We start from the raw sequence: 24,046 nt of genomic DNA on the forward strand, positions 1-24,046 counted from the left end.
CCCCACCCCGGGACGGGCTCAAGCAGTGCTCGCAAGATGTCCGGACGCCGGGGCGGGTCCCTATCGCGGCAAGGTGCAAGAGCTACGTCAGCGCCGAAGCGGCGGTACCGAACTGGAGTGACGTCCGAGCGCAGAAGCCAACACCCCCGGGGCATGGCCGGACCGGACCCTTGGTCGGGGTGCCACGGGCTCGGTGAGGCTGAGCCGTACGACTGATGGACGCGCGGGCGTCGATCGGGGCCCGCGCGTCGCTTCGCGGCGGTCTCGGCAGAATCAGACAATACGGGATTAAGGCAGCATATCCGGCGATTAGGGCGGGCGAGGGCGGCCATGGCCAGGATGAGCGAACCAGTAGGACAGCCCGTTCACGCGGGGAAGGTCATGGTCTGGGTGTCGAAGGTGTTTCAGCTCCACCCCGAGGGCGTGAATTGGCCGCGAGCGGTGTTCTTCCTGGACATCGCGCTGGTGCCACTGGTCGTTTTCTGGGCGATCGGCCATGAGGAGTACCTGCTCAGCGCGTTGTTCGGCCTGCTGTTTGCCTGGCTGGACGACCCGGGCGGGGGCTTCGGGCAGCGTGCGTCACACGTCGCCGTCTTTGCGCTGATCGGCGCAGGGCTGACGGCGCTGGGGTTCGGCATCGGCGGAGAGGCTTGGGGTTGGTCGGTGCTGGCCGCCTTCGCAGTCACACTGGTGGCGGGGCTGGCAGTCGCGTTCGGGGTGCGCAGGTTCGTGACCGCCCTGCTCCTCAATGTCTGGTTCATCCTCGCCCTGTCGCTCGCGTCCAGCTTCCATCAGCATGCCCGCCTCACCAGCTACACCTGGGGTCAGGTGCTCGCCTGGGCCGGGGGGTCGGTGTTGTGGATCGCGATCACGTTCATCGGGTGGCTGATCCGCGGGCGCGAGGACCGGCCCCAGCCGATCGCGGAACTTCCCGGCGACACGTCGCGCCAGAAGCTGACGCGCCCGAAGGTCATGTTCGCGGTGATCCGCGCCATGGCCATCGCCGGCAGCGTCGCGCTGGCATTTGGGCTGAACCTGTCGCACGGCGTCTGGCTGCCGATCGCGACCATGATCGCGCTGAAGCCGAGCCTGGAGCAGGCCACGCTGGTCAGCGCGCAGCGCCTTGCCGGGGCGTTGATCGGTGCCGTCGCGGCGGCGCTGCTGCTGCTGATCCCCGCCAGTGAGCACGGACTGAGGCTGTTCGCGGTCGCGCGCGGACTCGAAGTGGTCGCGCTCGTGCTGTTGATGCACGGGGTGGCGATCCGCTTCTTGAACTATGCGCTCTACTGTGCGGCCATCGCGGCGGGGGCACTCGTCCTGATCGACCTCCCGCAACCCTCCGACTACGCCGCCGAGGGCTACCGGGTGCTGTGGACGTTCTGCGGCGTGGGGATCGGCGTGCTCGTCATGCTGCTCGCCGGCCTGCTTGCCAAGCGCCCCGCCCAGACAAGACCACCGCAGGAACGAATGGGAACCTGACCGCTTTCGCCCCGATCATCAACGGCTCCTGTCTGCTTGATCCGTGCTCTCCCGGCCGGCCGCAGGACGCTGGCTGAGGCGGACCGCGCCCACGATGACCTTGACGGCCAGGCCAAGGATGATCAAGTCGGCCAGCATCTGCGCGGTGACCACAAGCCGCGCTCCCTCGGTCTTGGCGGTGATGTCGCCGAAGCCGACGGTGGAGAACACAGTGACGGTGAAGTAGAGCCCGTCGGTATGAGAAAGGTGCCCGCCGAAGCTGCCGGGTGTCACCGAGGCAATCGAGACGTAGGTGGCCGCGAACAGCAGCAGGAAGAACGGAACGCTGGTGGCCAGCGCCTCGACGGCCCGCGCACCCGGCCCTGGGGAACGCATGATCGAGCGGACCTGTAGGACGACCAGGGCGATGAACCCCGCGAGCCCGATGAGGAGCTTGGTGACGGCGGCCGCCGCCGAGGAGCGATCGAAGGGGATCAGGTAGTACACGGTCACCAGCACGGCCACCGAGCCGACCACGCGCAGCAAGATCCACAGGATCCTGCGAGAAGAGGGCCACCCCTCCACTCCTGAACGCACGCTCGACGCGGCGCTCCGCGCCGACTCTGCCCGGTCGTCACCCGACTCGCCTGGGGCCTTGCCCTCCTCCTGCACAGTGCACCTCCTGGCACGATCACCTGGAATGGTGACCAGCCGGAGCGACATCACGTGGAAGCGACACGCGGTTCAGGATTGCGAGCTTCAACGCTGCTACTCAGGCCGCAGCCTCCTCAGTGCGTTCGAGTAGGACGCCGTTCTCGAAGCGTGCAGCGCCGCACGGCAGACCGACCGTCGGATGAACGGGGTGAAACGATCGCGGGCGGGTTGGGATTCGATCTCGAATCGGGGCCGTCCCTTGAAGATCACCCGGCGACTGCCTGAGGGTTAGGAGACGGGTATCGACCGAAGGGGGACGGGATGAGCCGGGCTCAGGGGGACGAGGTCGACCGGGCGGGCGGCGGGGGTGACGCGGCGCAGGACTGGGGTGAATGGGTCGCCGCCGCGATCTTCGGCGGGCTCACCGTCGCGATCGACTCCTACCTGCTGACGCACTTCGTCTGGGTCGGCTACCACCGTGCGACCACTGGCAATTGGGGCTACTCGGCGGCGCGCCATGCGGAGAAGTCGGCGCTCGAAGGCACGTTCCTGATCGTGCTGCTGGTCGTGATCGGAGCCGCCATCGGAGCTGCGATCGGCGGGCGCCGGTCCAGGCGGCTGCCGTCCGGGTGGCGGCCGTCCGCGGCGCGGCGGGCGCGAAGCGCGGCGACGGGGGCGTTCGTGATTCACCTGGTGCTGCCGGCGCTCCTCTTCGTCGAACTGCTGATCCACCCGCCGCGTTTCGTCTTCTGACCGCCGTCGGGACCGGCTCGACGCCGGCCGGTCAGCGGTAGTAGCTCTCGACCACCGCCCGTATCTCCTCGAACAGCGCGGGACCGTCCTGCGGCACGGGCGGCTGGCCGCTGCCCGGCCGGATCCCCAGCAGCTGCTCGTTCGAGAGGGCGAACACCACCCGCCGTAGCCCCGCCCGCTGGATGACGGCCTCGCACATCTCGCACGGCTGGCAGCTGGTGTACATCGTGGTGCCCGCCGCCGTGGCCGCGTCCAGCTCCCGCGCGGCCCACTTCGCCAGCTTCAGCTCCGGGTGCGCGGTGATGTCCTGCTCGGTGAGGGTGGTGTTCTGCTCCTCGGCCAGGATCGTCCCGTCCGGTCCGGCCAGCAGTGACCCGAACGGCGGGTTGCCGTTCGCGCGTGCCTCGGCCGCGAGCTCGATGGCGCGCCGAAGGAGGGTGTGGTCCTGGGTGTCGAGTGTGGTCATGATGACTCCGTTCGGAGGTTTCGGGTCTGGGGTGGGTAGAAGCGCGCGGCCACCGTGGCGAGGGCCTGCCAGGCCGCTTGCGGGTGGCACGTCTGGCGGGGGTCGGCGGCGTACGGGTCGAGGACGACGGTCTCGGCGCCCAGCAGCCGGAGTTGGTCGAGATCGTCCATGATCTGGTCGATCGTGCCCTCCCCGGCGAGCCGTTCCGGTCCGACGACCGGCGCCTCGGTGAGCTTGAGGGCGATCCGGGGGGCGAAGGCGGGCACCGGGAGCTGCTGCTCGTCCGCGTGTACCTTCAGCTTCTCGACGGCTTCGCGTAGGAACGGCATGGTGCAGCGCAGCGGATGCCAGGCGTCGCCGAGCCGGACGGCCCGGCGGATCCCCGCGTCGCTGTTGCCGCCGACCCAGAACGGGATCCGGCGGCTCCCGTAGTCGGTGGTGTCCGACCAGGCCGCGCGGATGTCCCGCAGGTGATCGTCCGTCAGGCGGCCACGCCGTTCGAAGGGGATCCCGAGCGCGGCGAACTCCTGCCGTGCCCAGCCCACGCCCACCCCGAGGACCAGCCGGCCGCCGCTCAACTGGTCCAGGTTGGCCGCCATACGTGCCGTGAGCAGCGGGTGCCGGTACGGAGTGATGAGGACGGTCGTGCCGAGCCGGACCCGGGTGGTGAGCCCCGCCAGCCAGGACAGGGTGGTGAAGGGCTCGTAGAAGGGCCCCGGATACCGCTCGGCCACGTCGGGCGTGATGGCGATGTGGTCGGAGACCATCAGCAGGTCGAAGCCCAGCCCCTCCACGGTCTGGGCCCAGCTCCGCAGGACGCCCGGGTCGGTGCCGGGGCCGAAATTGAGGATGTTGACGCCGATCTTCACGACGTCGAGCCTAGCCAGGCGACCCGGGTCGCCTGAAGGGATTCGTGCCTGTTCAGAGGCCGTTCGCCCGTGGATTCGCCGGTAATCTGGGCGGATGACGGGGAATCTTGACGCGACGGACTGGGCGATCCTGGACGAGCTCCAACAGGACGGCCGGATCGCGTACACGGAGCTGGCGCGGCGGGTGAACCTGAGCTCGTCGGCGACCACGGAGCGGGTGCGGCGGCTGGAGACGGCCGGGGTGATCACGGGCTACCGGGCCGAGGTGAATCTGGAGCGGACCGGCTACGTGATGCTGGCAGTGGTCCGGCTGAAGTACCCGGGCACCCGGCACGAGCCGCTGCACCGGCTGCTCGGCGAGCGCCCGGAGATCCTGGAGTGCCTGCGCACCACGGGTGACGACTGCTACGTCCTCAAGGTGGCCGCCGCCACGACGGCCCAACTGGAGGAGATCGTCGACGCGCTGGCCCAGTTCGGCAGCACCACCACCAACCTGGTCCTCAGCCGGCCGCTGCCACTGCGCGGCCCGCGAGAGCTCCGGGCAGTGGATACCGCGCCGTAGGCGGAGTCTGACGGACCGCCCAGACGGACGGCTCAGACGGACGGCGTGGCCGGGGACCGCACACCCAGCCACTGCTCGGCGTCGTACTCCTCGAACCGCTCCACCTCGCTGAACCCCAGCTTCGCCGCGACGCGCATCGAGCGCTCGTTGGCGGTCTGGGTGCAGAGCAGTACTGGCTCGCCGGGAAGCACACCGGCGAACCACTCCAGCGCCGCCGCGCACGCCTCGGTGGCGTACCCGTACCCCCATGCCTGCGGCAGGAACATGTAGCCGAGCTCGGTCTCCCCGCCCGCCGGGCGGACGTGCCCCGGACGCTCCGCATCGCGCGGGTCGAGCGTGATCACGCCGATCATCGCGCCGTCCAGAGCGACCACGAAGACGCCGGGACGCCGCCCGGGCACCTCGGGCACCGCCCGCTCGAACTCCTCACGCGGCCGGGCACCACCGACATACGTGCCCACCTCCGACGAGGTGAACAGCTCGATGACCGCAGCACGGTCCCGGGCTTCGGACTCCCGCAGCACGAGCCGCTCGGTGCGTATCGGGGCAGGAGGCCAGGCGACGCCGTCGAGTTGAGTCATGCCGAGCAACCTATCGCACACGCTCGAACAGAAGCCTGGGACGACCCGCGCGCCGCCGGCCCAAATGGCAGGCAGCGAAAGGCGCGAGGCCCGGTCCGGACCGCTGGGGTCGGAACGGGCCTCGCGCGTGCGGCTGTTCACCGCCGACGGCACCGGTGGTGCCTCAAGTCGCAGCTCAGGCAGACGCCGTGTAGTCGTAGAAGCCGCGGCCCGACTTTCGGCCGAGCAGGCCCGCGTCGACCATGCGGGAGAGCAGCGGCGGGGCGGCGTACAGCGGCTCCTTGTACTCGGCGTACATCGAGTCGGCGATCGAGGCGATGGTGTCCAGGCCGATCAGGTCGCACAGGCGCAGCGGGCCCATCGGGTGGGCGCAGCCGGCTTCCATGCCCTTGTCGATGTCGGAGGCGGTGGCGACGCCGGACTCGAACATGCGGACGGCGGAGAGCAGGTACGGCACCAGCAGGGCGTTGACCACGAAGCCGGCGCGGTCGCGGGCGCGGATCGGCTCCTTGCCGAGGACCTGGACGGCGAAGGTCTCGACCCGGGCGGTGGTCTCGGCGGAGGAGGTGAGCGCCGGGATGACCTCGACCAGGCGCTGTACCGGGGCGGGGTTGAAGAAGTGCAGGCCGATCACCTGCTCCGGGCGGCTGGTGGCCGCGGCGAGCTTGACGATCGGGATCGAGGAGGTGTTGGAGGCCAGCACGGCGTCCCGGCGGGTGATCACCTTGTCCAGCGTCTGGAAGATCTGGATCTTGATGTCCTCGCGCTCGGCGACCGCCTCGACCACCAGGTCGCGGTCGGCGAAGTCGGCGAGGTCGGTGGTGAAGGAGAGGTGGGCCAGAGCCTCGTCACGCTGCTCGGGGGTGAGCTTGCCGCGCTTCACCGCGGTCTCCAGCGAGTTGGTCAGCCGGGTGCGGCCGAACTCCAGGGCCTCGCCGCTGGCTTCGGAGACCAGGACGTCGAGTCCGGCCCGGGCGAAGACCTCGGCGATACCCGAACCCATGAGACCGCAGCCGACCACTCCGACGCGCGTGATGTCGCTCACTGACTTGCCTTTCCCCTCATCCAGCCGGGCGGGGTCGCCGCCCATGTCACTCGACCGTACTACTTGTGCCAAGGCGCAGGTCCCGGCGCCCTGCCGTTGCGCCGTTGAGCCGTTCGGATGAGCCGGGGCCACTCGCCCGTGTGGCCGAGCGCAACGGGCGCGAGCGGGGCGCATGCTGGGTGGGACGACGGCTGAGGGCGGTCGCGGGTAGCGCGGGAGGGGAGCTGCGATGCGCAGCGGCACGCTGGAGGGGCAGGTGGCCCTGGTCACCGGTGCGGGGCGGGGGATCGGGCGGGACATCGCGCTGGGTCTGGCTGCCGAGGGGATGGCGGTCGGCCTGGTCGGCCGGACGCTGGAGACGCTGACCGACACGCTGCGCGCGTGCGTCCGGCTGGGGGCCAAGGGCGTCGCGGTCACGGCGGACGTGGTCCGGCCCGGTGCGGTGCGCGAGGCAGTGCGCAGCGTGGAGCGCGATCTGGGCCCGATCGACCTGCTGGTCAACAACGCCGGGCAGGTGGACCGCACCGAGGTGCCGATCTGGGAGGTGGACCCGGCGCAGTGGTGGCAGGTGGTGGAGGTCAACCTGCGCGGTCCGTTCAACCTGATGCGCTGCGTGCTGCCCGGCATGGTGGAGCGCCGGCGCGGCCGGATCCTCAACCTCAACTCGGGCTTCGCGGTGCGCCCGGACGGGCACTACACGGCGTACGCGACGTCGAAGGGCGGCCTGCTCCAGCTCTCCGACAACATCGCCGACTCGCTGGCCAAGCAGGGCATCGTGGTGCTCGACATCAGCCCGGGCGCGGTGCCCACCGACATGACGGCCGGGATGCCGATGTTCGCCGGGATGAAGGAGTGGAACAGCATCCCGTACATGGTCGCCGTCGCGGTGGACACCGCCCGCGGGCGGTTCGACGCGCTGCACGGGCGGTTCATCCACGCCGGGCGGGACAACCTGCAGCAGCTGGTCGCCAAGGCGGACCGGATCCGCGCGCTGGACGCGCGGACGCTGCGGCTGCGCCCGTACGGCGACGACGACCCGCTGACCTGAGGGCCGAGCAGGGCGAAGGGTCGAGCAGGGGGGCTCAGAGCTTGAGCAGTGCCGCTACCTCGGCGGTCGGCAGGCTGCCCGGGGCCCGGCCCTCGCGGGTGAACCGGTCGGCCAGCTGTTGCAGCGCCTCGTTGACCGGCGCGGGCACGCCGTGTTCGCGGGCCAGCCGGACGATCTCGCCGTTCAGGTAGTCCACCTCGGTCGAACCGCTCTGCCGGGCCAGGCTCTGCCGGGTGGAGCTGCCGGCGTGCGGCACGCCCGGCAGCGGGGCCTGGGTGATCCGGTCGCCGCGCTCGGCCAGCATCTCCTCGACGGACATGAAGTCGATCCCGGCGGCCGTCAGCACCGCCGCGCCCTCGGCCATCGCCCGCTCGAGCAGCGCGTAGGCCGGTCCGCTGACCGCCGGATCGGTCGACGCCGGGTCGCTGAGCGCGTCCACCGCGTTGCCCAGGTTGCCGAGCAGCTTGGCGTACTTCCAGCGCATCACGTCGGGCACCACCGGCGCCTGGAAGTGCGACTGCTCCAGCGCGGCGGCGATCGCGTGCAGGGCGGGCCCGTGGTCGGTGCGGCCGGCCGGGTAGCGGCCGAGCGTCAGCATGCCGCTGACCGGGGTGCCGGCGGCGGCCACCTCGCCGGGCTCCAGGTGGGTGGCGGGCAGCCAGAGGCAGAGGGCGTGCACGGTACGGAACCAGCGCAGCGCGAGCCGCTCGTTCTCCACGCCGTTCTGCGCGCAGAGCAGCGGGAGCAGCTCGCCCGCGCTGCCCGCGCTGCCGCCGTCCCTGTCGACCGGCTGGCCGGCCCACTCGGCGAGCAGGTCCGCGCTGTGCTGCGTCTTGACGGCGAGCAGCAGCACGTCGTCGCGGTGCAGTGTCAGCTCCGCCGGGCCGCCGACCGCCGGGATCGGCAGCGTCCGGGTGCCCTCGGGGGTGGTCAGCCGCAGGCCGTCGGAGCGCAGCGCGGCCAGGTGCCGCCCGCGCGCGACCAGCACGACCTGGTGCCCGCTCTCGTGCAGCCGTCCGCCGATCGTGCCGCCGACCGCACCCGCACCGATGATGATGAAGCGCATGCCGCGAGCCTGGCACCCGGAGCGCGCACCCCGCAAGATCGATCCGCGGATCGGTACGATCAGGCGAACATCTGACTGGCCGTCACCGCGCTGAGTCCGTGCTGCTTGAGCGCGTCCAGCACCGCGGGCAGCGCGTCCACGGTGCCCTGGTGGCCCATGTGCAGGGCGACGATCGAGCCGGCCTTGATGGCGCCCAGCATCCGCCGCTGCACGACCTCGGCGCCCGGGTCCGCGTAGTCGCGCGGGTCCACGTCGTAGGAGAGGCAGTGGTCGTAGCCGGCCCGCTTGGCCTGCTCCTTGACCAGCGCGGTCGCGTACTGCGCGGCGGACGGCCGGAACCAGCGGCCGACCGAGCCGGTCAGCTTCTGCAGCCGGTCCGCGCAGCCGGAGATCTCGGCGAAGGCCTGGTCGGCGGACATCGAGGAGATGTCCAGGTGGTTCTGGGTGTGGTTGCCGAGCTCGTGGCCGCCGTCCAGGATCCGCCGGGCCATCTGCGGCTGCTGGTCCAGCCAGCTGCCGACGACCAGCACGGTGAGCTGTGCGTTGCGCTGCTCGGCCGCCTCCAGCAGCGCGATGGCGAGTTTGGGGTCGCCCTGGCCGTGGAAGGTCAGCGCGACCTGCGGCCGGTCGCGCGGCCCGTTCACCGCCTCGGCCGGGGTGCCGGCCCCCAGCGGCGGCAGCGCCGGCGGGCTCGGCGACGGCGAGCCCGCCGGCGTTGCCGCCGCTCCCGAAGCCGCCCCGGAGCCCGCCCCGGACGGCGAGGGCGTCGCGCTCGGCGTGGCGTGCGGGATCCGATTGGGCGTCAGCGGTGGCCCGGCGGACGGCGAGTCGCCCGCGCCGGGGTGCGGCGACGCGGCGCCGCCGGCGGTGGCGGCCTCCGTGCCGCAGCCGGCGAGCAGCCCGCCGGTCGCCGTGAGGGTGGCCAGCTGGGCGGTGGTCCGCAGAAGCCTGCGGCGGTCGACTGTCATCGCGGCCCAGCATAAATACGGTGCAATCACCGCGCATGCGGAGCATCGGGACGAGTGCCCCGCCTTGGCTCCGGCGCGCTCAGAGCCGGAAGATCCCGTAGCCGAAGCCGTCGGCCCGGACCAGGCCGTCCGCGAGCCGGACGCCGTGCACTGCGAGCGGCTCGGCGCCCGCGCTGGCCTGGGGCAACGTCAGCTCGGCCGGGTCGCGGCGCGGGTTGACCACGACCAGGTGGCGCTCGCCGCGCAGGTAGGCGAACGGATAACCGGTGCTGAGCACTTCGACGCCGCCGCCGGTGCCGAGCTCGGGCGTGTCGCGGCGCAGCCGGATCAGCCGGCGGACGTGCTGGAGCAGCGCCGCCGGGTCGTCCGCCTGGTCGGCGACGGTCGGCCGGTCGGCGGCCGGGTCCACCGGGAGGTAGAGCGCCTCGGCGGGTGCGGTGGAGAAGCCGGCGTTCGCCGAGCCGTCCCACTGCATCGGGGTGCGCGAGCCCTGCCGGGTCTCGGTGCCGAACTGGCTGCCCTCCTTGTCGGGCAGGCCGGGGACGTAGCGCATGCCGATCTCGTCGCCGTAGTAGATCACCGGCAGGCTCGGCCAGCTGAGCAGGAACGCGAACGCGGCGGCCGCCTGCTCGCGGGTGCGCGGGCCGCAGACCAGCCGGGAGAAGTCGTGGTTGGCGCTCGGCAGCGCGACCAGGCCGCGCCCGTCGATCGCCTCCTCGGCCCGCTGCCAGGCGGCCAGGAACTCGGTCATCGAGCCGGCGCCGGCCTGATCGAAGTAGCAGGGCTCGCCGTGCGCCCAACTGCCCTGGCTGCCGGCGCCGTTGTCCCAGAGCGAGCGCAGGCCGCGGCCGTTGAAGTGCAGGAAGAAGTCGGCGTGGAAGCCGGCCGGCACCGAGACGGCCGGGTCGCCCCACTCGGCGATCAGCACCCGGTCGGGGTAGCGGGCGTCCAGCCAGTCGCGCAGCTCGCCCCAGAGCTTGCCGGTCTCGGCGTAACCCGGGTCGTCCTTCACCAGCGAGGCCGCCATGTCGACCCGGAAGCCAGCCACGCCGAGCTCGAACCAGTGCGCCATGATCTCGCGCAGCGCCTGCCGGTTGGCCTGCGGGCCGGGCGCGTCCACCGGGCTGCGCCAGGGCTCGGCCGGGTTCGGGCGGGCGTAGCCGAAGTTGAGCGCGGGCTGGATCGGGTAGAAGTTGGCCCGGTAGAAGCCGCCGCGCGCACCCTGGTTGGGGATCCACTCGTGGGCGGGCGCGGTGATCCGGTCCGACCAGACGTAGCGGTCGTCGCCGGGCGCGTGCGCGGAGTGCTGGAACCACGCGTGCCGGTGCGAGGTGTGACCGGCCACCAGGTCGAGCAGCACCCGGATGCCGCGCCGCCCGGCGGCGGCGACCAGCTCGGCGAGGTCGGCGTTGCCGCCGTACCGCGGGGCGATGGTCAGGTAGTCGGACACGTCGTACCCGGCGTCGCCGAACTCGGAGTCGAAGCACGGGCTGAGCCAGAGCGCCGTGACGCCGAGCTCGGCCAGATGGTCGAGCCGCGCGGTGAGGCCGGGCAGGTCGCCGATCCCGTCACCGTTCGAGTCGGCGTACGACTGCGGGTAGACCTGGTAGAGGACGGCCTCGGCGAACCACGCGGGCACGTGGTTGCCGGAGCTGCTGGTGGAGTGGGTGCGACGGGTCATGGTCATGGCCTGGGACCTCCTCGGCGCGGGCATGGCCGACCGCGCCGGGCACCGGACCCGCCCGGGCCGCACGCACGCCGGGGCCGACCGGCCGCCACGGGCGGCGGCGGGGCCAGCCTAGGACGGCCGGGCGGGCGCTGTCCCGGGATCCGGTGAAGCACCGGTTGCCGTCCGCCGAGCCTGCGCCTGAGCTTGAGGCCGAGCCCGCGACCGCCCCCAGGACCACGCGGCCGCGCTCACCAGCAGAGCCGTGCCCAGCGCGTAGGCCGGCAGCCACCGTGTGGTCGTCGCCGCGAGGCAGTCGGCAACGGCCTGGTGGCTCTGCTCCTGCTGCGTACGGGCGAGCGCTTCGGGGTCACGACCGGCCAGGCCGCCCAGCGTGGCCTCCGCCTGCAGACTCGCGTACCGGCCCGAGGCCGCGCACCCGTGCCGGGTGGCAGGCATCGGAAACAGCCAGTCCCAGCGCTGGAGCGCCGGAGCCAGCGCCAGCGCCACACACAGGCCCACGACCAGCGAGTACGCCGCGAGACTCCACCCGTAGGCAGCCGGCCGGCCCGGAGTCCGCACCGGGACCCGGCCGAAGGAGAGGACCACCGCGAGAAGCGTCACGCCCAGGTAGGTGGAGAACCACTCCCACGAGCCCTCGGCGAGCGAGAACGCCAGCACCACGGCGAGCGCCGTCCCCAGCACACCGGGATCCCCGGCCACCCGCTGCGCACCCACCCGCTGCGCACCCACGACCAGCGGAGCCCGGACGCCTCGCCGGCTGCGCCCGCTCACACGCTCAGCTCTCGCGCAGGCCGGTCAGGTGGGCGAAGACGACGACGTTCGCGGTGTAGTCGCCGCGCTTCTTGTCGTACGAGCCGCCGCAGGTGATCAGGCGGAGCTGGGCGTCCTGGGTCTTGCCGTAGACGCGGTCGTCCGGGAACTCGTCCTTCGGGAACACTTCGACGCTGTCCACCGTGAAGGTGGCCGTGACGGAGTCGTCGCGGGCGATGTCCACGGTGTTGCCCGGGGTCAGCGTGCTCAGACCCCAGAAGACGGCGGGCGAGGTCTTGGTGTCGACGTGCCCGAGCACGATGGCCGGGCCGCGATTGCCCGGCACCGTGCCGCCCTTGTACCAGCCGACCAGGTTGGTGTCGTCCGACGGCGGGGCGTTGAGCACGCCGTTCGGGTCCAGGTCGAGGCCGGTGAACGGCGCGTTCACGCCGATCACCGGGATGCTCAGGCGGACCGGGTGGGCATCGGGCGTGACCACCGCGGGGACGGTGCGCTTCGGCGACGGCATCGGCGTGCCGGTGGCGCGGAGCGCCTGCTGCGAGGCGACCGCGGCCTGCGAGGCGAGGGCGGCCTGCGCCTGGGCCGACGGGGGCTGCGGTGGCAGCGCGGAGTGCGGGTCCACCGCGCGGTGGATCATGAACAGGCCGAGCAGGCAGGCGGCCAGCGCACCGACGACGACCTGACGGCGCCGACGGCTCATCGCCTCGGCGGAGGGAGCCGGTCCGTCACTGCCGGGGGCGTGGTGGCCCATGGGGAGACGCCTTTCTGCGGGGTGCTTGCGGGGGAGGGGCGCTTGCGGGGATTGCGTGAGTGCGGAGCAGGTGCCGAACGGCTGCCTAACGGGCGCGGCGTCCCGCGCGCCACGCCGCCTCGGGGGCGGTGCAGCGCGCGGGACGTTGTGCCCGACGCGAGCGGCGGGCCTGCGGGTCAGGCCCGGGACGCTCGCCCTGGGTGGGGCGGACCGTGGGAGTGGACGGTGGGTCGGACGGGTGGACGGTCAGATGCGGCCGGTGACGTCCTTGCGGCGGCGCAGGGCGAGCGCTCCGACGCCGACACCGCCGGCCAGCAGGGCACCGCCGGTGGCCAGGCTGCCGGTGTTCGCGGCGAAGCCGCCACCGGTGTGCACGCCGCCGTGCGGGCGGCGGTCGTCCTTGCTCCAGTCCTTGTCCTTGTCCTTGCTGTCCTTGCTGTCCTTGCCCCAGTCCTTCTTGTCCTTGGCCCAGTCCTTGTCGTCCGCCTTCTTCTCGTCGGCTCGGTCGTCGGCCTTCTTGTCGTCGGCCTTCTTGCCGTCCGTGGTCGCTGTGACCGGGTGGTCCGGTGCGGCCGGGGCGACATCCGCGAAGGCGGCCGGAGCGGCGAGGCTCAGGGCGGCCACGGTGAACGCGGCAGCGGCGAGGTGACGTACACGACGCATGAGTGGGATCCCTTCAGTCAGCGCTGCGTGGACGGGCCGACGGATTCGCCGGCCTGAGGGACATCCCGCAGGCGCCTCCATCACCGTCGAACACATGGCGTGTCGCTGCCACCACAGAGCGTGTAAACGTGTGACGGAGTGTCCGGAAGTCGGAGGCCGGGGCCGGGGCCCGTCGTCGCCGGCGGGTGCATTCTGGAAGCGTGGCTCCGGAGGTGAGGGCGATGGCAAAGACGCTGGTCGGGTGGCATGTCGAGATGGAGTTCGCCGAGGAGGAGGCGCACACCAAGGCGGCCGCCCTGGTGAGACTCCCGGACGGCAGTGAGCTGCGGGCGCACGGCTACACCAGTCGGCACCCCAGGGACCCGGAGCAGCCCCGGGTCGGCGAGGAGGTCGCGGCGGCGCGGGCTCTGCAGGAGCTGGCACGGCAGCTCTTCGAGAAGGCGCACATGGAGATCGACGAGCTCGGACAGGTCCCGAGCCATCCGCTGATGTAACCCGTCGGCTTTTCGTGTGGCGAAGGGCGGTGACGGCCGCCTGACGGTTCGACATGCCCATGACTGGGCCCGGCCCTTGCTGGGTACGGTCCCCGGGCATGAGACTTCGCCGCTTTCGGCCACTGGCCGTCGTCGCCGCCCTGCTGCTCGCGCTCAGCGGGCTACTGGCCGCCCCCGCCTGGTCCGCCGCCGCTGCCGCAGCCGCAGCGGCGAACGGCACGGTGCACGACGGCGCCAGCCAGCCGGTCTACTCCTATGCCAATGCGATCCGCCAGACGGTCTGGGTGGACACCGGCCTCGACCTCGACGGCAGCGGCCACACCGCCCGGGTGGCCGCCGACATCATCCGGCCGAGCGAGCCGGCCGCGGCCGGCCAAAAGATCCCGGTGATCATGGACGCCAGTCCGTACTACTCCTGCTGCGGGCGCGGCAACGAGAGCCAGGTCAAGACGTACGACGCGCAGGGCAACCCCGTGCAGTTCCCGCTCTACTACGACAACTACTTCGTGCCGCGCGGCTACGCGGTGGTGCTGGTCGATCTGGCCGGCACCAACCGCTCGGACGGCTGCGTGGACGTCGGCGGCCCCTCCGACGTCACCTCGGCGAAGGCCGTGGTGGACTGGCTGAACGGCCGGGCCACCGGCTACAGCGCGCGCAGCGGCGGCAGCGCGGTGGCCGCGAGCTGGACCGACGGCTCGGTCGGCATGATCGGCAAGTCCTGGGACGGCACGATAGCCAACGGCGTTGCCGCTACCGGGGTTTCCGGGCTGAAGACGATCGTGCCGATCTCCGCGATCAGCTCCTGGTACGACTACTACCGCTCGCAGGGCGCGCCGCTCTACAGCGGCACCCCGGCCGACCTGGCGAGCTACGTCGAGGACCCGGCCACCACCGCCCGCTGCGCGACCGTGCAGAGCGCGCTCGCGGCCGGTGCGCCGTACGACGGGGACTGGACGCCGTTGTGGCAGCAGCGTGACTACGTCGCCTCGGCCGCCAAGGTGAAGGCCAGCGTCTTCGTCGTGCACGGCATGCAGGACCTGAACGTGCGCACCGTCAACTTCGGCCAGTGGTGGGACGCGCTGGCCGCGCACGGCGTGCAGCGCAAGATCTGGCTCTCCGAGACCGGCCACGTGGACCCGTTCGACTACCGGCGCGGCGCCTGGGTGGACACGCTGCACCAGTGGTTCGACCACTACCTGCTCGGCGTGCACAACGGGATCGAGCACCAGCCGCAGGCGGACATCGAGCGCTCGCCCGACGTCTGGACGCAGGACGCCCACTGGCCGGCGGACGGCACCCAGCAGCGCACCGTGCACCTCAACCCGGGTGTGCTGGGCGGCGGTTCGAACAGCGGGACGGTCTCCTTCACCGACGACCCGAGCCAGGACGAGAACGCCTGGGCGGCCGCCGCCGACCAGGTCACGCCGGACAAGACGGTGCTGAGCACCGGCGTGCTCGACCACGACGTGCGGCTCTCCGGCAGCGGCTCGGTCAGCCTCACCGTCGCGTCGAGCACCACCAGCGCGCACCTCAGCGCGGTGCTGGTGGACCTCGGTCCGGCGACCATCCGCAACTACCTGGGCGCGGGCGAGGGCATCAAGAACCTCACCACCCGCTCCTGCTGGGGTGAGAGCACGGCCGGCGACAGCGCCTGCTTCCTGGACACCGCCGCCGACACCGAGCAGGTCGGCGCGACCGTGTTCAGCCGCGGCTGGGCCGACCTCGGGCACTACGCGACGCTGGACCACAGCTCGCCGATCACGCCCGGCAAGCCCTACCAGCTGACCGTGAAGCTGGCCGCCACCGACCACGTGGTGCCCGCCGGCCACCGGCTCGCGCTGATCCTGGCGGGCACCGACAACGGCCTGATCGACCCGCCGGACACCAAGCCGACGGTCACCGTCGACCTGGCGCACTCGATGCTCCGGCTGCCGCTGACCGGCGGTGACCTGCCGCGCGGTGCGGCCGCAACCGCGACCGCACCTGCGTCCGCACCGGCGACGGCACGGGCGACCGCGCCGCTGCTGAGCACGGTGACCGGTCGGCTCAGCGCGCCGGCCGAGGCCGCCTTCCGCTAGGGCCGTCCGCTCCGGCGATCACCAGAGCGGGGCGATCTTCTCCCCGTCGGCCGCCCGGTGGACGGCGATCGCCTCCACCGGGCACAGCTCGGCCGCCTCGGTGACCTCGGCCAGCGCGCCGGTGCGCTCCAGCCGGGGCACCGCCCGGCCGTCCTCGCCGAGCGCGAGGTCGGCCGGGGCGGTGGCGGCGCACAGGCCGGTGCCGACGCAGCGGGCGCGGTCCACCGTGACCCGGTAGCCGGCCGGATCGGCGCTCACCAGGTGGCCGGCAGCGTCTGCGGGCCGCGGGTGAGCAGGCCGCGGCGCCACGGGACGTCCTCCGCGGCCACCGTGAGCCGCAGCTCCGGCAGCCGGCGGGCCAGCCCGTGCAGTGCCAGGGCCAGCTCCATCCGGGCCAGCCAGGCGCCCAGGCAGTGGTGCGGCCCGGCGCCGAAGGTCAGCGTGGCGGCGGGCAGCGGGGCGAACAGGTCCACCACCTCTTCGGCCGGGAAGACCGCCGGGTCCATGCCGCCCGCGAACAGGTCGGCCGCCACCACGGCGCCGGCCGGGATCGCCACGCCACCGATCTCCAGGTCCGCCGACGCCCGGCGCAGCACGCCCGGCAGCACGTCCGGGTCGCCGAGCGGGACGGTGCGCAGCAGCTGCTCGGCCGCCGCGGCCGCCTGCTCGGGGCTCTCGGCGAGTCGGGCGTACTGCGCGCGGTTCGCGGTCAGCAGGTAGACCAGCGAGTTGCCGAGCGAGGTCATCGTGGTCTCGTGGCCGCCGACCACCAGGCCGATCGTCAGCGAGACGATCTGGCGCTCGGTCACCTCACTCTCCTCGTCGGCGGCCTGGACCAGGCTGCTGACCAGGTCGGGGCCCGGCTCCTTGCGCCGCTGCGCCACCAGCTCGGCGCCGAACTGCCCGAACTCCTGCATCGCCTGCCGGACTTCCTGCGGGGTGTGGGCGGAGGTGGAGAGCGCGTGGTCGCTCCACTCGGTGAGCCGGGTCAGGTCGGCGTCGTCCAGGCCCATCAGCCGGGTGATCACTGCGACCGGCAGCGCCCGGGTGAACTCCGTGACCAGGTCGGCCGGCTGGGGGAGTGCGCTGAGCCGGTCCAGCAGTTCTTCGACGACCGAGGCGACCCACGGGCGCCAGCGCTCGATCGCCCGCGGAGTGAACGCCCGCTGCACGGTGCGGCGCAGCCGCTGGTGGTCGGCGCCGTCCAGGTTGAGGATGCCGTCCGGGTCGTCCAGCACGTTCGGGTAGGGCGTCACGGCCGGGGCGTCGGGGAGGAAGAGCGGGGCGCGGCCGAGCCGCGGGTCGGTGAGCACCTGGCGGACGTCCGCGTGCCGGGTGGTGACCCAGACCGGGGTGCCGGTGAGCAGTTCGCGGAGCACCGGCGGCCCGGCGTCGGCGGGCCGCCGGCGGTGCAGCGGGATGAGCGGCTCGGGGGAGGTGGGAGTGGGGGAGGTGGAGGGGGCGGACTCGGGGGATGCAGCGGACTCGGGGGCCATGGCAGGCTCCTCCAGGCAGTCGGGCGGTGCCGGTCGGATCCGACGCTAGGCGCACTTCGTCAGCTCAACCAGGGCGCGAAACCGGCTGCCGGCGCTCCTTCGTGCGCCCCCGTGCGCTGCTCGTGGGTACGAACGGTCCGCACGCTTGCCCGCGCCCGGTCGGCGGCGCATCGTGGGGAGAAGGGCTCAGGATCGAGGTGCCCGGTGGCAGAGCTGGCAGACCCGGCGGGCGGTGTGTCCGGGGACAAGGTGCGCGCGGGCGCTGAGCGCGATGGCTCGGCGCAGGCCGTGATCCGCACGGCCGGGCTCACCAAGGTGTACCCGAAGGCCGAGGTCCCCGCCGTGGACCGGCTCGACCTCGCGGTGCACCACGGCGAACTGTTCGGCCTGCTCGGCCCGAACGGCGCCGGCAAGACCACCACCGTCGGCATGCTCACCACCCGGGTGGTGCCGACGGCGGGCTCGGCCTGGATCGGCGGCATCGACGTGATCGCCCGGCCCACCCTGGTCAAGCAGGTGATCGCGGTCGTCTCGCAGCAGAACACGCTGGACCGTTCGCTCACGGTCGCCGAGAACCTGTACTTCCACGGCCTGCTGTTCGGCATGCCGAGCCGCACCGCCCGGCGCACCGCCGCCGAACTGCTGGACCGGTTCCACCTGGCCAAGTGGGCCGACGCCTCGGTCTACGCGCTCTCCGGCGGGATGGCCCAGCGGCTGATGGTGGCGCGGGCGATCTTCCACCGCCCGGCCGTGCTCTTCCTGGACGAGCCGACCGCCGGCCTCGACCCGCAGAGCCGCCTCGCGCTCTGGGAGATCCTCGGCGGCCTGATCGCCGACGGCCAGACCATCATGCTCACCACGCACAACATGGACGAGGCCGAGCAGCTCTGCGACCGGGTGGCGATCATCGACCACGGCCGGGTGCTCGCGCTGGACACCCCCGCCGCGCTCAAGCAGGCGGTGAACGCCGACACCGTGGTCACCGTCTCGGCCTCCGGCGACCCGGCCGCGCTGGCCGACCGGCTGGCGCGCGAGGTCAGCGGGGTGAACAGCACCCGGCTGCTGGCCGGCGGCGTCGAGCTGCAGGTCAAGGGCGGCGGCGCGAACCGGCTGCTGCCCCGGGTGCTGAGCGCCGCCGAGGCCGGCGGCTTCGAGGTGGCCGACCTCTCGGTGGCCGAGCCGACCCTGGAGACCGTCTTCATCAGCCTGACCGGGAAGGAGCTGCGGGACTAATGGCCGCCATCGACGCCGGTAGCACCAGTAACTCCGGCAGCACCAGTAACACGGGCAGCACCGGCACCCCCGTGGTGATCACACCCCCGCGCACCGCCTTCGCGGCCAGCCGCCTCGCGCTCGGCGCGCTGATCAAACGCGACCTGGTGGTGCTGCGCAAGAACGCCGGGGAGGTCGCGGGCCGGACCATCATGCAGCCGCTGCTGCTGGTCTTCGTCTTCCTGTACGTCTTCCCGACCATCGGTCAGGGCGTCGGCGGTGGTGGCGGGAAAGCCGGCGAGTCGGACTTCGCGACCGTGCTGGTGCCCGGCGTGGTCGCGGTGACCATCATGTTCCAGGGCATCCAGTCGGTGGCGATCCAGCTCTCGCAGGAGTTCGGCTACACCCGGGAGATCGAGGACCGGGTGCAGGCCCCCTGCCCGCTCTGGCTGGTCGCCGTCTCCCGGGTGCTCTCCGGCTCGACCCAGGGGCTGATCTCGGCGGTGCTGGTCTTCCCGATCGCGGCGGTGGTGCACGCGCCCGGCGTGCACGCGCACCTGTCGGTGCACTGGGCGGTGGTGCTGACGCTGATCCCGCTCGCCTGCCTCGCGATGACCTCGCTCGGCCTGGTGCTCGGCACCAGCTTCGAGCCGCGCAACATCGGTGTGATGTTCGGCTTCGTGGTGCTGCCGCTGGTCTTCCTCGGCGGCACCTACTACCAGTGGACGAAGCTGTCCGCCGTGCAGGTGGGCGGGTTCCCGTGGCTGCAGACGCTGGTGCTGCTCAATCCGCTGATCTACATCGCCGAGGGCATGCGGGCCGGGCTGACCACGGCCTCGCACATGCACCTGTACGTGGTCTACCCGGTGCTGATCGGGTTCTGCGTGTTCTTCCTGAGCATCGGGCTGCGCAACTTCCGCCGCCGGGTGCTGTCCTGAGCCGAACGGCTCGGGACGGCACCCGGCGGCGAACGCCGGTGTCAGGTCACTCGGCGCCGAAGCGCTCGCGCCAGGCGGCCAGGTCCTCGTCGGTGATCTTGGCGAAGAGCACCGGCGGGACGGTGAACGGCGTGCCGGCCGCGACGAAGTCGAGCCCGGCGGCCTGCTCGGCGCTCACCCAGGTCGGCTCGGCGGTGTCGGCCGGCGCGAAGACCGCCCGCATCACCGCGCTGGTCGCCGGGATGAACGGCGCCGACAGCACGCCGTACAGGTGGATCAGGTTCATCGCGGTGCGCAGCGTGAGCGCGGCGCCGGCCTCGTTGGTCTTGATCTCCAGCCAGGGGGCCTTGGTCTCCAGGTAGGAGTTGCCCGCGCTCCACAGCGCCCGCAGCGCCTGCGACGCCTTGCGGAACTGCAGCGTGTCCAGGTGGCCCTGGTACTCGGCGAGCAGGCCGGCGATCTCGCTGCCGAGCGCCTGCTCGGCCTCGCCCGGCGCGTCGCCGGCCGGAACGGTGTCGCCGAACCGCTTGAGCGAGAAGGAGAGCACCCGGTTGACGAAGTTGCCGAGGGTGTCGGCCAGGTCCTTGTTGACGGTCGCGGAGAAGATCTCCCAGCTGAAGCTGGTGTCGTCGGACTCCGGCGCGTTCGCCATCAGGAAGTAGCGCCAGTAGTCGGCCGGCAGCAGTTCGAGCGCGGCGTTGGTGAAGATGCCGTGCTGCTGGCTGGTGGAGAACTTGCCGCCGTAGTAGTTCAGCCAGTTGAAGGCCTTGACGTAGTCGACCTTCTTCCACGGCGCCCGGGTGCCGATGATGGTCGCCGGGAACATCACGGTGTGGAACGGGACGTTGTCCTTGGCCATGAACTCGGTGTAGCGGACGTCCTCGGCCTCGTACCACCAGGACTTCCAGTCCCGGTTGGCCGGGTCGGCGTCCGACCACTCCTTGGTCGCGCCGATGTACTCGATGGGGGCGTCGAACCAGACGTAGAAGACCTTGCCCTGCGCGGCCAGCTCCGGCCAGACGTCGGCCGGGACCGGCACGCCCCAGTCGAGGTCACGGGTGATCGCGCGGTCGTTCAGGCCCTCGGTCAGCCACTTGCGGGCGATCGAGGAGGCGAGCGTGGGCCAGTCCTTGCCGTGGACGTCGATCCACTCCTCGACCTCGTTCGCCAGCTTGGACTGGAGCAGGAAGAGGTGGGTGGTCTCGCGGACCTCGAGGTCGGTCGAACCGCTGACCGCCGAACGCGGGTTGATCAGGTCGGTCGGGTCGAGCAGCCGGGTGCAGTTCTCGCACTGGTCGCCGCGCGCCTTGTCGTAGCCGCAGTGCGGGCACGTGCCCTCGATGTAGCGGTCCGGCAGGAACCGGCCGTCGGTCACCGAGTAGACCTGGCGGATCGCCCGCTCCTCGATGAAGCCGTTGGCCTTCAGCTCGCGGGCGAACTCCTGGGTGATCTCCCGGTTCTGCTGCGAGGAGCTGCGGCCGAAGTAGTCGAACGAGAGCTGGAAGCCGTCGTAGATCGCCTTCTGCGCCAGGTGCTGCTCGGCGCAGAAGTCCGCGACCGACTGGCCGGCGGCCTTGGCAGCCAGCTCGGCCGGGGTGCCGTGCTCGTCGGTCGCACAGATGTACAGCACGTCATGCCCGCGCTGACGCAGGTAGCGCGAGTAGACATCCGCCGGGAGCATGGACCCGACCATGTTCCCCAGGTGCTTGATCCCGTTGATATAGGGAAGCGCGCTGGTGATCAGGTGTCGAGCCATCCTTGGATGCTCCCGTTCATGTCGGTGGTGACGGACTGTGCACTCAGTCTATCGGCCGCCCTGGCAGCCCCCGTACCGCGTCCAGGGCGCGGACGGGCTGTGCGGGGCTACCAGGGCGGCCTGACCCGCCGGGCCGGAACGGCTAGAGCGCGATCTGGTAGACGATCGCCTCGGTGTCGGCCGGCTCGCAGACGAGGTCCGTCACGTGCCCGGCCGAGCGGATGTCGGGAAGCACCCGCTGGAGCTCGGTCAGCAGCTCGGCCGGTCCGCGGGCGACGACCTTGGCGACCTCGGCGCGCATCGACAGCTGTGCGGCGCTCTTCGCCCGGCGGATCGCGGTGATCGCCTCCGCTGCGAGGTCGAGCAGTCGCGCCTCGACCGGCCCTGCGGTGGCCGGCTGCTCGGGCAGCCCGCGCAGCTCGTGCGGGTCCGGCCAGGGCGCGCGGTGCACCGAGCCGGGCTGCCACCAGCTCCAGGCCTCCTCGGTGGCGAACGGCAGGAACGGCGCGAGCAGCCGCAGCAGCACCGACAGCGCCTGCCCGAGCGCGGCCCGGGCGGAGTCCGCCGCCGGGCCCTGGCCGTACGCCCGGTCCTTGACCAGCTCCAGGTAGTCGTCGCAGAACGCCCAGAAGCAGCGCTCGACGGCCTCCAGAGCCCGGGCGTAGTCGTACGCCTCCAGCTGCTCGGTCGCCTCCGCCACCACCTCGGCGAGGCGGGCGAGCAGCGCGAGGTCGAGCGGCTCGGTGACTGCGGTGGCCGGGGCGGCCCCGAGCCCGAGGACGAACTTCGAGGCGTTCAGGATCTTGATCGCCAGCCGGCGGCCGATCTTCATCTGGCCGACCTCGAAGGCCGTGTCGGTGCCCGGGCGGGCACTGGCCGCCCAGTACCGCACCGCGTCCGAGCCGTGCTGCTCCAGCAGGTCGAGCGGGGTGACCACGTTCCCCTTGGACTTGGACATCTTCTTGCGGTCCGGGTCGAGGATCCAGCCGCTGATCGCCGCGTGCCGCCACGGCAGTTCGCCGTGCTCCAGCTCGGCGCGCACGGCCGTGGAGAAGAGCCAGGTGCGGATGATCTCGTGGGCCTGCGGGCGCAGGTCCATCGGGAAGACCCGGGCGAACAGGTCCTCGTCGAAGGACCAGCCGCCGGCGATCTGCGGGGTGAGCGAGGAGGTCGCCCAGGTGTCCATGACGTCCGGATCCCCGGTGAAGCCGCCGGGGAGGTCGCGCTGTTCGGCGGTGAAGCCGGGCGGGGTCTCGCTGCTCGGGTCCACCGGCAGCGCGTCCTCGGCGGGCAGCAGCAGCTCGTCCGTCCGGTTGCCTTCGGCGTCCAGCCGGTACCAGACCGGCACCGGGACGCCGAAGAAGCGCTGCCGGCTGATCAGCCAGTCCCCGTTGAGCCCCTCCACCCAGGCCTGGTACCGGTGCCGCATGTGCTCCGGGTGCCAGGCGAGTTCGCGCCCGCGGGTCAGCATCTTCTGCTGCAGTGCGGCGTCCCGGCCGCCGTTGCGCAGGTACCACTGGCGGCTGGTCACGATCTCCAGGGGCTTGTCGCCCTTCTCGTAGAACTTGACCAGGTGGTTGAACGGGCGCGGTTCGCCGAGCACGCCGGCCGCGATCCGCAGCAGTTCGAGCAGGCGTTCGCGGGCGGTGTGCGGGGTCATCCCGGCGAGCTGCTCGTAGGCCGCCCGCGCTGCCGGGGCCGTGAGCCAGTCGGGTGTGTCCGGCAGGAAACGGCCGTCCCGGCCGAGCACCGGGCGGGTGGGCAGGTTCAGCTCGCGCCACCACACGACGTCGGTGGTGTCGCCGAAGGTGCAGACCATGACCAGCCCGGTGCCCTTCTCCGGGTCGGCCAGCCGGTGCGGGAGGACCGGCACCTCGACCCCGAAGACGGGCGTGCGGACGGTACGGCCGAAGAGCGGCTGGAACCGTTCGTCCTGCGGGTGCGCGACCAGCGCGACGCAGGCGGGCAGCAGCTCTGGGCGGGTGGTGGCGACCTCCAGCGGCCCGTCCGGTCCGTCGAAGAGCAGGTGGTGGTAGGCGCTGGGGCGCTCGCGGTCCTCCAGCTCGGCCTGGGCGACGGCGGTGCGGAACGTGACGTCCCACAGCGTCGGCGCCTCGGCCTGGTACGCCTCGCCGCGCGCCAGGTTGCGCAGGAAGGCGAGCTGCGAGACGGCCTGGGCGCGCCGGTTGACGGTCTGGTAGCCGTAGCGCCAGTCCACCGAGAGCCCGAGCCGGCGCCAGAGCTCCTCGAACCCCTTCTCGTCCTCCAGCGTCAACTGCTCGCAGAGCTCGACGAAGTTCCGCCGGGAGACGGGGATCTGCTGCTTGCCGGGAGTCTGCGGCGGCGTGAAGCCGGGGTCGTACGGCAGACCCGGCTCGCACCGGACGCCGAAGTGGTTCTGCACCCGGCGCTCGGTCGGCAGGCCGTTGTCGTCCCACCCCATCGGGTAGAAGACGCTGCGCCCGCGCATCCGCTGGAACCGCGCGATGGTGTCGGTCTGCGTGTAGGAGAAGACGTGCCCGACGTGCAGGCTGCCGCTGACGGTCGGCGGCGGGGTGTCGATCGAGTAGACCCGCTCCCGGGGCGCCGTCCGGTCGAAGTGGTGTACGCCCTGCTCGTCCCAGGCGGCGGCCCACTTGACCTCGAGGCCGTCGAGGGTGGGCTTGCTCGGTGTACCGGGAGGAGGAGTGGAGGGCGTCGTCATGACGGGATGCTAGCGGGCTGGGC

The 24,046-nt window shown here is 72.1% G+C and carries 23 protein-coding genes; 8 read left to right on the forward strand and 15 right to left on the reverse strand.

The window, feature by feature from the left end; genetic code table 11:
- Positions 1-381 precede the first annotated feature (381 nt).
- On the forward strand, positions 382-1,479 hold the full coding sequence (locus AC060L_RS07705; RefSeq protein ID WP_483797811.1) for an FUSC family protein: 1,098 nt from the start codon (positions 382-384) through the stop codon (positions 1,477-1,479).
- 18 nt (positions 1,480-1,497) lie between these two features.
- Here AC060L_RS07705 and AC060L_RS07710 read toward each other — a convergent pair whose 3' ends face one another.
- Complete coding sequence (locus tag AC060L_RS07710; RefSeq protein ID WP_483798016.1) at positions 1,498-1,995, reverse strand: potassium channel family protein; 498 nt, start codon at positions 1,993-1,995, stop codon at positions 1,498-1,500.
- 438 nt (positions 1,996-2,433) lie between these two features.
- Here AC060L_RS07710 and AC060L_RS07715 point away from each other — a divergent pair, with 438 nt between their 5' ends.
- Entirely contained in the window at positions 2,434-2,865 is a 432-nt protein-coding gene (locus tag AC060L_RS07715; protein WP_483797812.1) for a hypothetical protein, read from the forward strand.
- 31 nt (positions 2,866-2,896) lie between these two features.
- On the opposite strand, the gene AC060L_RS07720 is transcribed toward AC060L_RS07715, so the two are convergent.
- A complete protein-coding gene (locus AC060L_RS07720) occupies positions 2,897-3,331 on the reverse strand; it encodes a nucleoside deaminase (RefSeq protein ID WP_483797813.1) in 435 nt (144 codons plus the stop codon).
- Complete coding sequence (locus AC060L_RS07725; protein WP_483797814.1) at positions 3,328-4,200, reverse strand: LLM class flavin-dependent oxidoreductase; 873 nt, start codon at positions 4,198-4,200, stop codon at positions 3,328-3,330. Before AC060L_RS07725 ends, AC060L_RS07720 begins: the two co-directional genes overlap by 4 nt.
- Before the next feature lie 94 nt (positions 4,201-4,294).
- Here AC060L_RS07725 and AC060L_RS07730 point away from each other — a divergent pair, with 94 nt between their 5' ends.
- A complete protein-coding gene (locus AC060L_RS07730; RefSeq protein ID WP_483797815.1) occupies positions 4,295-4,762 on the forward strand; it encodes an Lrp/AsnC family transcriptional regulator in 468 nt (155 codons plus the stop codon).
- A 32-nt stretch (positions 4,763-4,794) separates the two neighbouring features.
- Here AC060L_RS07730 and AC060L_RS07735 read toward each other — a convergent pair whose 3' ends face one another.
- Positions 4,795-5,343 (reverse strand): GNAT family N-acetyltransferase, encoded by a 549-nt coding sequence (locus AC060L_RS07735; protein ID WP_483797816.1) that lies wholly within the window; start codon positions 5,341-5,343, stop codon positions 4,795-4,797.
- Between the two features lie 175 nt (positions 5,344-5,518).
- Positions 5,519-6,388: a 3-hydroxybutyryl-CoA dehydrogenase gene (locus AC060L_RS07740; RefSeq protein ID WP_483797817.1), complete on the reverse strand. Its 870-nt coding sequence runs from the start codon at positions 6,386-6,388 to the stop codon at positions 5,519-5,521.
- A gap of 229 nt (positions 6,389-6,617) precedes the next feature.
- Between AC060L_RS07740 and AC060L_RS07745 the strand changes: the two genes are divergently transcribed.
- Positions 6,618-7,436, forward strand: a complete 819-nt coding sequence (locus tag AC060L_RS07745; protein ID WP_483797818.1) for an SDR family NAD(P)-dependent oxidoreductase — start codon at positions 6,618-6,620, stop codon at positions 7,434-7,436.
- 34 nt (positions 7,437-7,470) lie between these two features.
- Here AC060L_RS07745 and AC060L_RS07750 read toward each other — a convergent pair whose 3' ends face one another.
- The 6 genes from AC060L_RS07750 to AC060L_RS07775 all read right to left on the reverse strand — a co-directional run bounded on the left by AC060L_RS07750 (position 7,471) and on the right by AC060L_RS07775 (position 13,345).
- Positions 7,471-8,502, reverse strand: a complete 1,032-nt coding sequence (locus AC060L_RS07750; protein WP_483797819.1) for a ketopantoate reductase family protein — start codon at positions 8,500-8,502, stop codon at positions 7,471-7,473.
- A gap of 59 nt (positions 8,503-8,561) precedes the next feature.
- Positions 8,562-9,470, reverse strand: coding sequence for a polysaccharide deacetylase family protein (locus tag AC060L_RS07755; protein WP_483797820.1), 909 nt, complete (start codon positions 9,468-9,470; stop codon positions 8,562-8,564).
- 79 nt (positions 9,471-9,549) lie between these two features.
- Positions 9,550-11,157, reverse strand: a complete 1,608-nt coding sequence (locus AC060L_RS07760) for an alpha-amylase family glycosyl hydrolase (RefSeq protein WP_483797821.1) — start codon at positions 11,155-11,157, stop codon at positions 9,550-9,552.
- A 111-nt stretch (positions 11,158-11,268) separates the two neighbouring features.
- The gene (locus AC060L_RS07765; protein ID WP_483797822.1) at positions 11,269-11,931 is read right to left on the reverse strand and encodes a hypothetical protein; all 663 of its coding nucleotides are present in this window, start codon (positions 11,929-11,931) and stop codon (positions 11,269-11,271) included.
- A 4-nt stretch (positions 11,932-11,935) separates the two neighbouring features.
- On the reverse strand, positions 11,936-12,682 hold the full coding sequence (locus AC060L_RS07770; RefSeq protein WP_483797823.1) for a class F sortase: 747 nt from the start codon (positions 12,680-12,682) through the stop codon (positions 11,936-11,938).
- 246 nt (positions 12,683-12,928) lie between these two features.
- Positions 12,929-13,345, reverse strand: coding sequence for a hypothetical protein (locus AC060L_RS07775; RefSeq protein WP_483797824.1), 417 nt, complete (start codon positions 13,343-13,345; stop codon positions 12,929-12,931).
- A 221-nt stretch (positions 13,346-13,566) separates the two neighbouring features.
- Between AC060L_RS07775 and AC060L_RS07780 the strand changes: the two genes are divergently transcribed.
- Complete coding sequence (locus AC060L_RS07780; protein ID WP_483797825.1) at positions 13,567-13,839, forward strand: DUF1876 domain-containing protein; 273 nt, start codon at positions 13,567-13,569, stop codon at positions 13,837-13,839.
- A 98-nt stretch (positions 13,840-13,937) separates the two neighbouring features.
- Positions 13,938-15,917 carry a Xaa-Pro dipeptidyl-peptidase gene (locus AC060L_RS07785; RefSeq protein ID WP_483797826.1) on the forward strand — a complete coding sequence of 660 codons (1,980 nt, stop codon included), beginning with the start codon at positions 13,938-13,940 and terminating at the stop codon, positions 15,915-15,917.
- An 18-nt stretch (positions 15,918-15,935) separates the two neighbouring features.
- Here the strand turns inward: AC060L_RS07785 and AC060L_RS07790 are convergent, their stop codons facing one another.
- Both AC060L_RS07790 and AC060L_RS07795 read right to left on the reverse strand, forming a co-directional pair.
- Positions 15,936-16,175, reverse strand: coding sequence for a ferredoxin (locus AC060L_RS07790; protein ID WP_483797827.1), 240 nt, complete (start codon positions 16,173-16,175; stop codon positions 15,936-15,938).
- The gene (locus AC060L_RS07795) at positions 16,172-17,413 is read right to left on the reverse strand and encodes a cytochrome P450 (protein ID WP_483797828.1); all 1,242 of its coding nucleotides are present in this window, start codon (positions 17,411-17,413) and stop codon (positions 16,172-16,174) included. The genes AC060L_RS07790 and AC060L_RS07795 overlap by 4 nt, the downstream gene beginning before the upstream one ends.
- A gap of 204 nt (positions 17,414-17,617) precedes the next feature.
- Between AC060L_RS07795 and AC060L_RS07800 the strand changes: the two genes are divergently transcribed.
- Positions 17,618-18,646: an ABC transporter ATP-binding protein gene (locus tag AC060L_RS07800; RefSeq protein ID WP_483797829.1), complete on the forward strand. Its 1,029-nt coding sequence runs from the start codon at positions 17,618-17,620 to the stop codon at positions 18,644-18,646.
- A complete protein-coding gene (locus AC060L_RS07805) occupies positions 18,646-19,563 on the forward strand; it encodes an ABC transporter permease (RefSeq protein ID WP_483797830.1) in 918 nt (305 codons plus the stop codon). Before AC060L_RS07800 ends, AC060L_RS07805 begins: the two co-directional genes overlap by 1 nt.
- 46 nt (positions 19,564-19,609) lie before the next feature.
- Here the strand turns inward: AC060L_RS07805 and metG are convergent, their stop codons facing one another.
- Together metG and valS are read right to left on the reverse strand one after the other, a co-directional pair.
- Positions 19,610-21,319 (reverse strand): methionine--tRNA ligase, encoded by a 1,710-nt coding sequence (metG, locus tag AC060L_RS07810; protein WP_483797831.1) that lies wholly within the window; start codon positions 21,317-21,319, stop codon positions 19,610-19,612.
- 142 nt (positions 21,320-21,461) lie between these two features.
- Positions 21,462-24,023 (reverse strand): valine--tRNA ligase, encoded by a 2,562-nt coding sequence (valS, locus tag AC060L_RS07815; protein ID WP_483797832.1) that lies wholly within the window; start codon positions 24,021-24,023, stop codon positions 21,462-21,464.
- Positions 24,024-24,046: the final 23 nt, after the last annotated feature.

The organism is Kitasatospora sp. NEAU-69, from assembly GCF_057158765.1.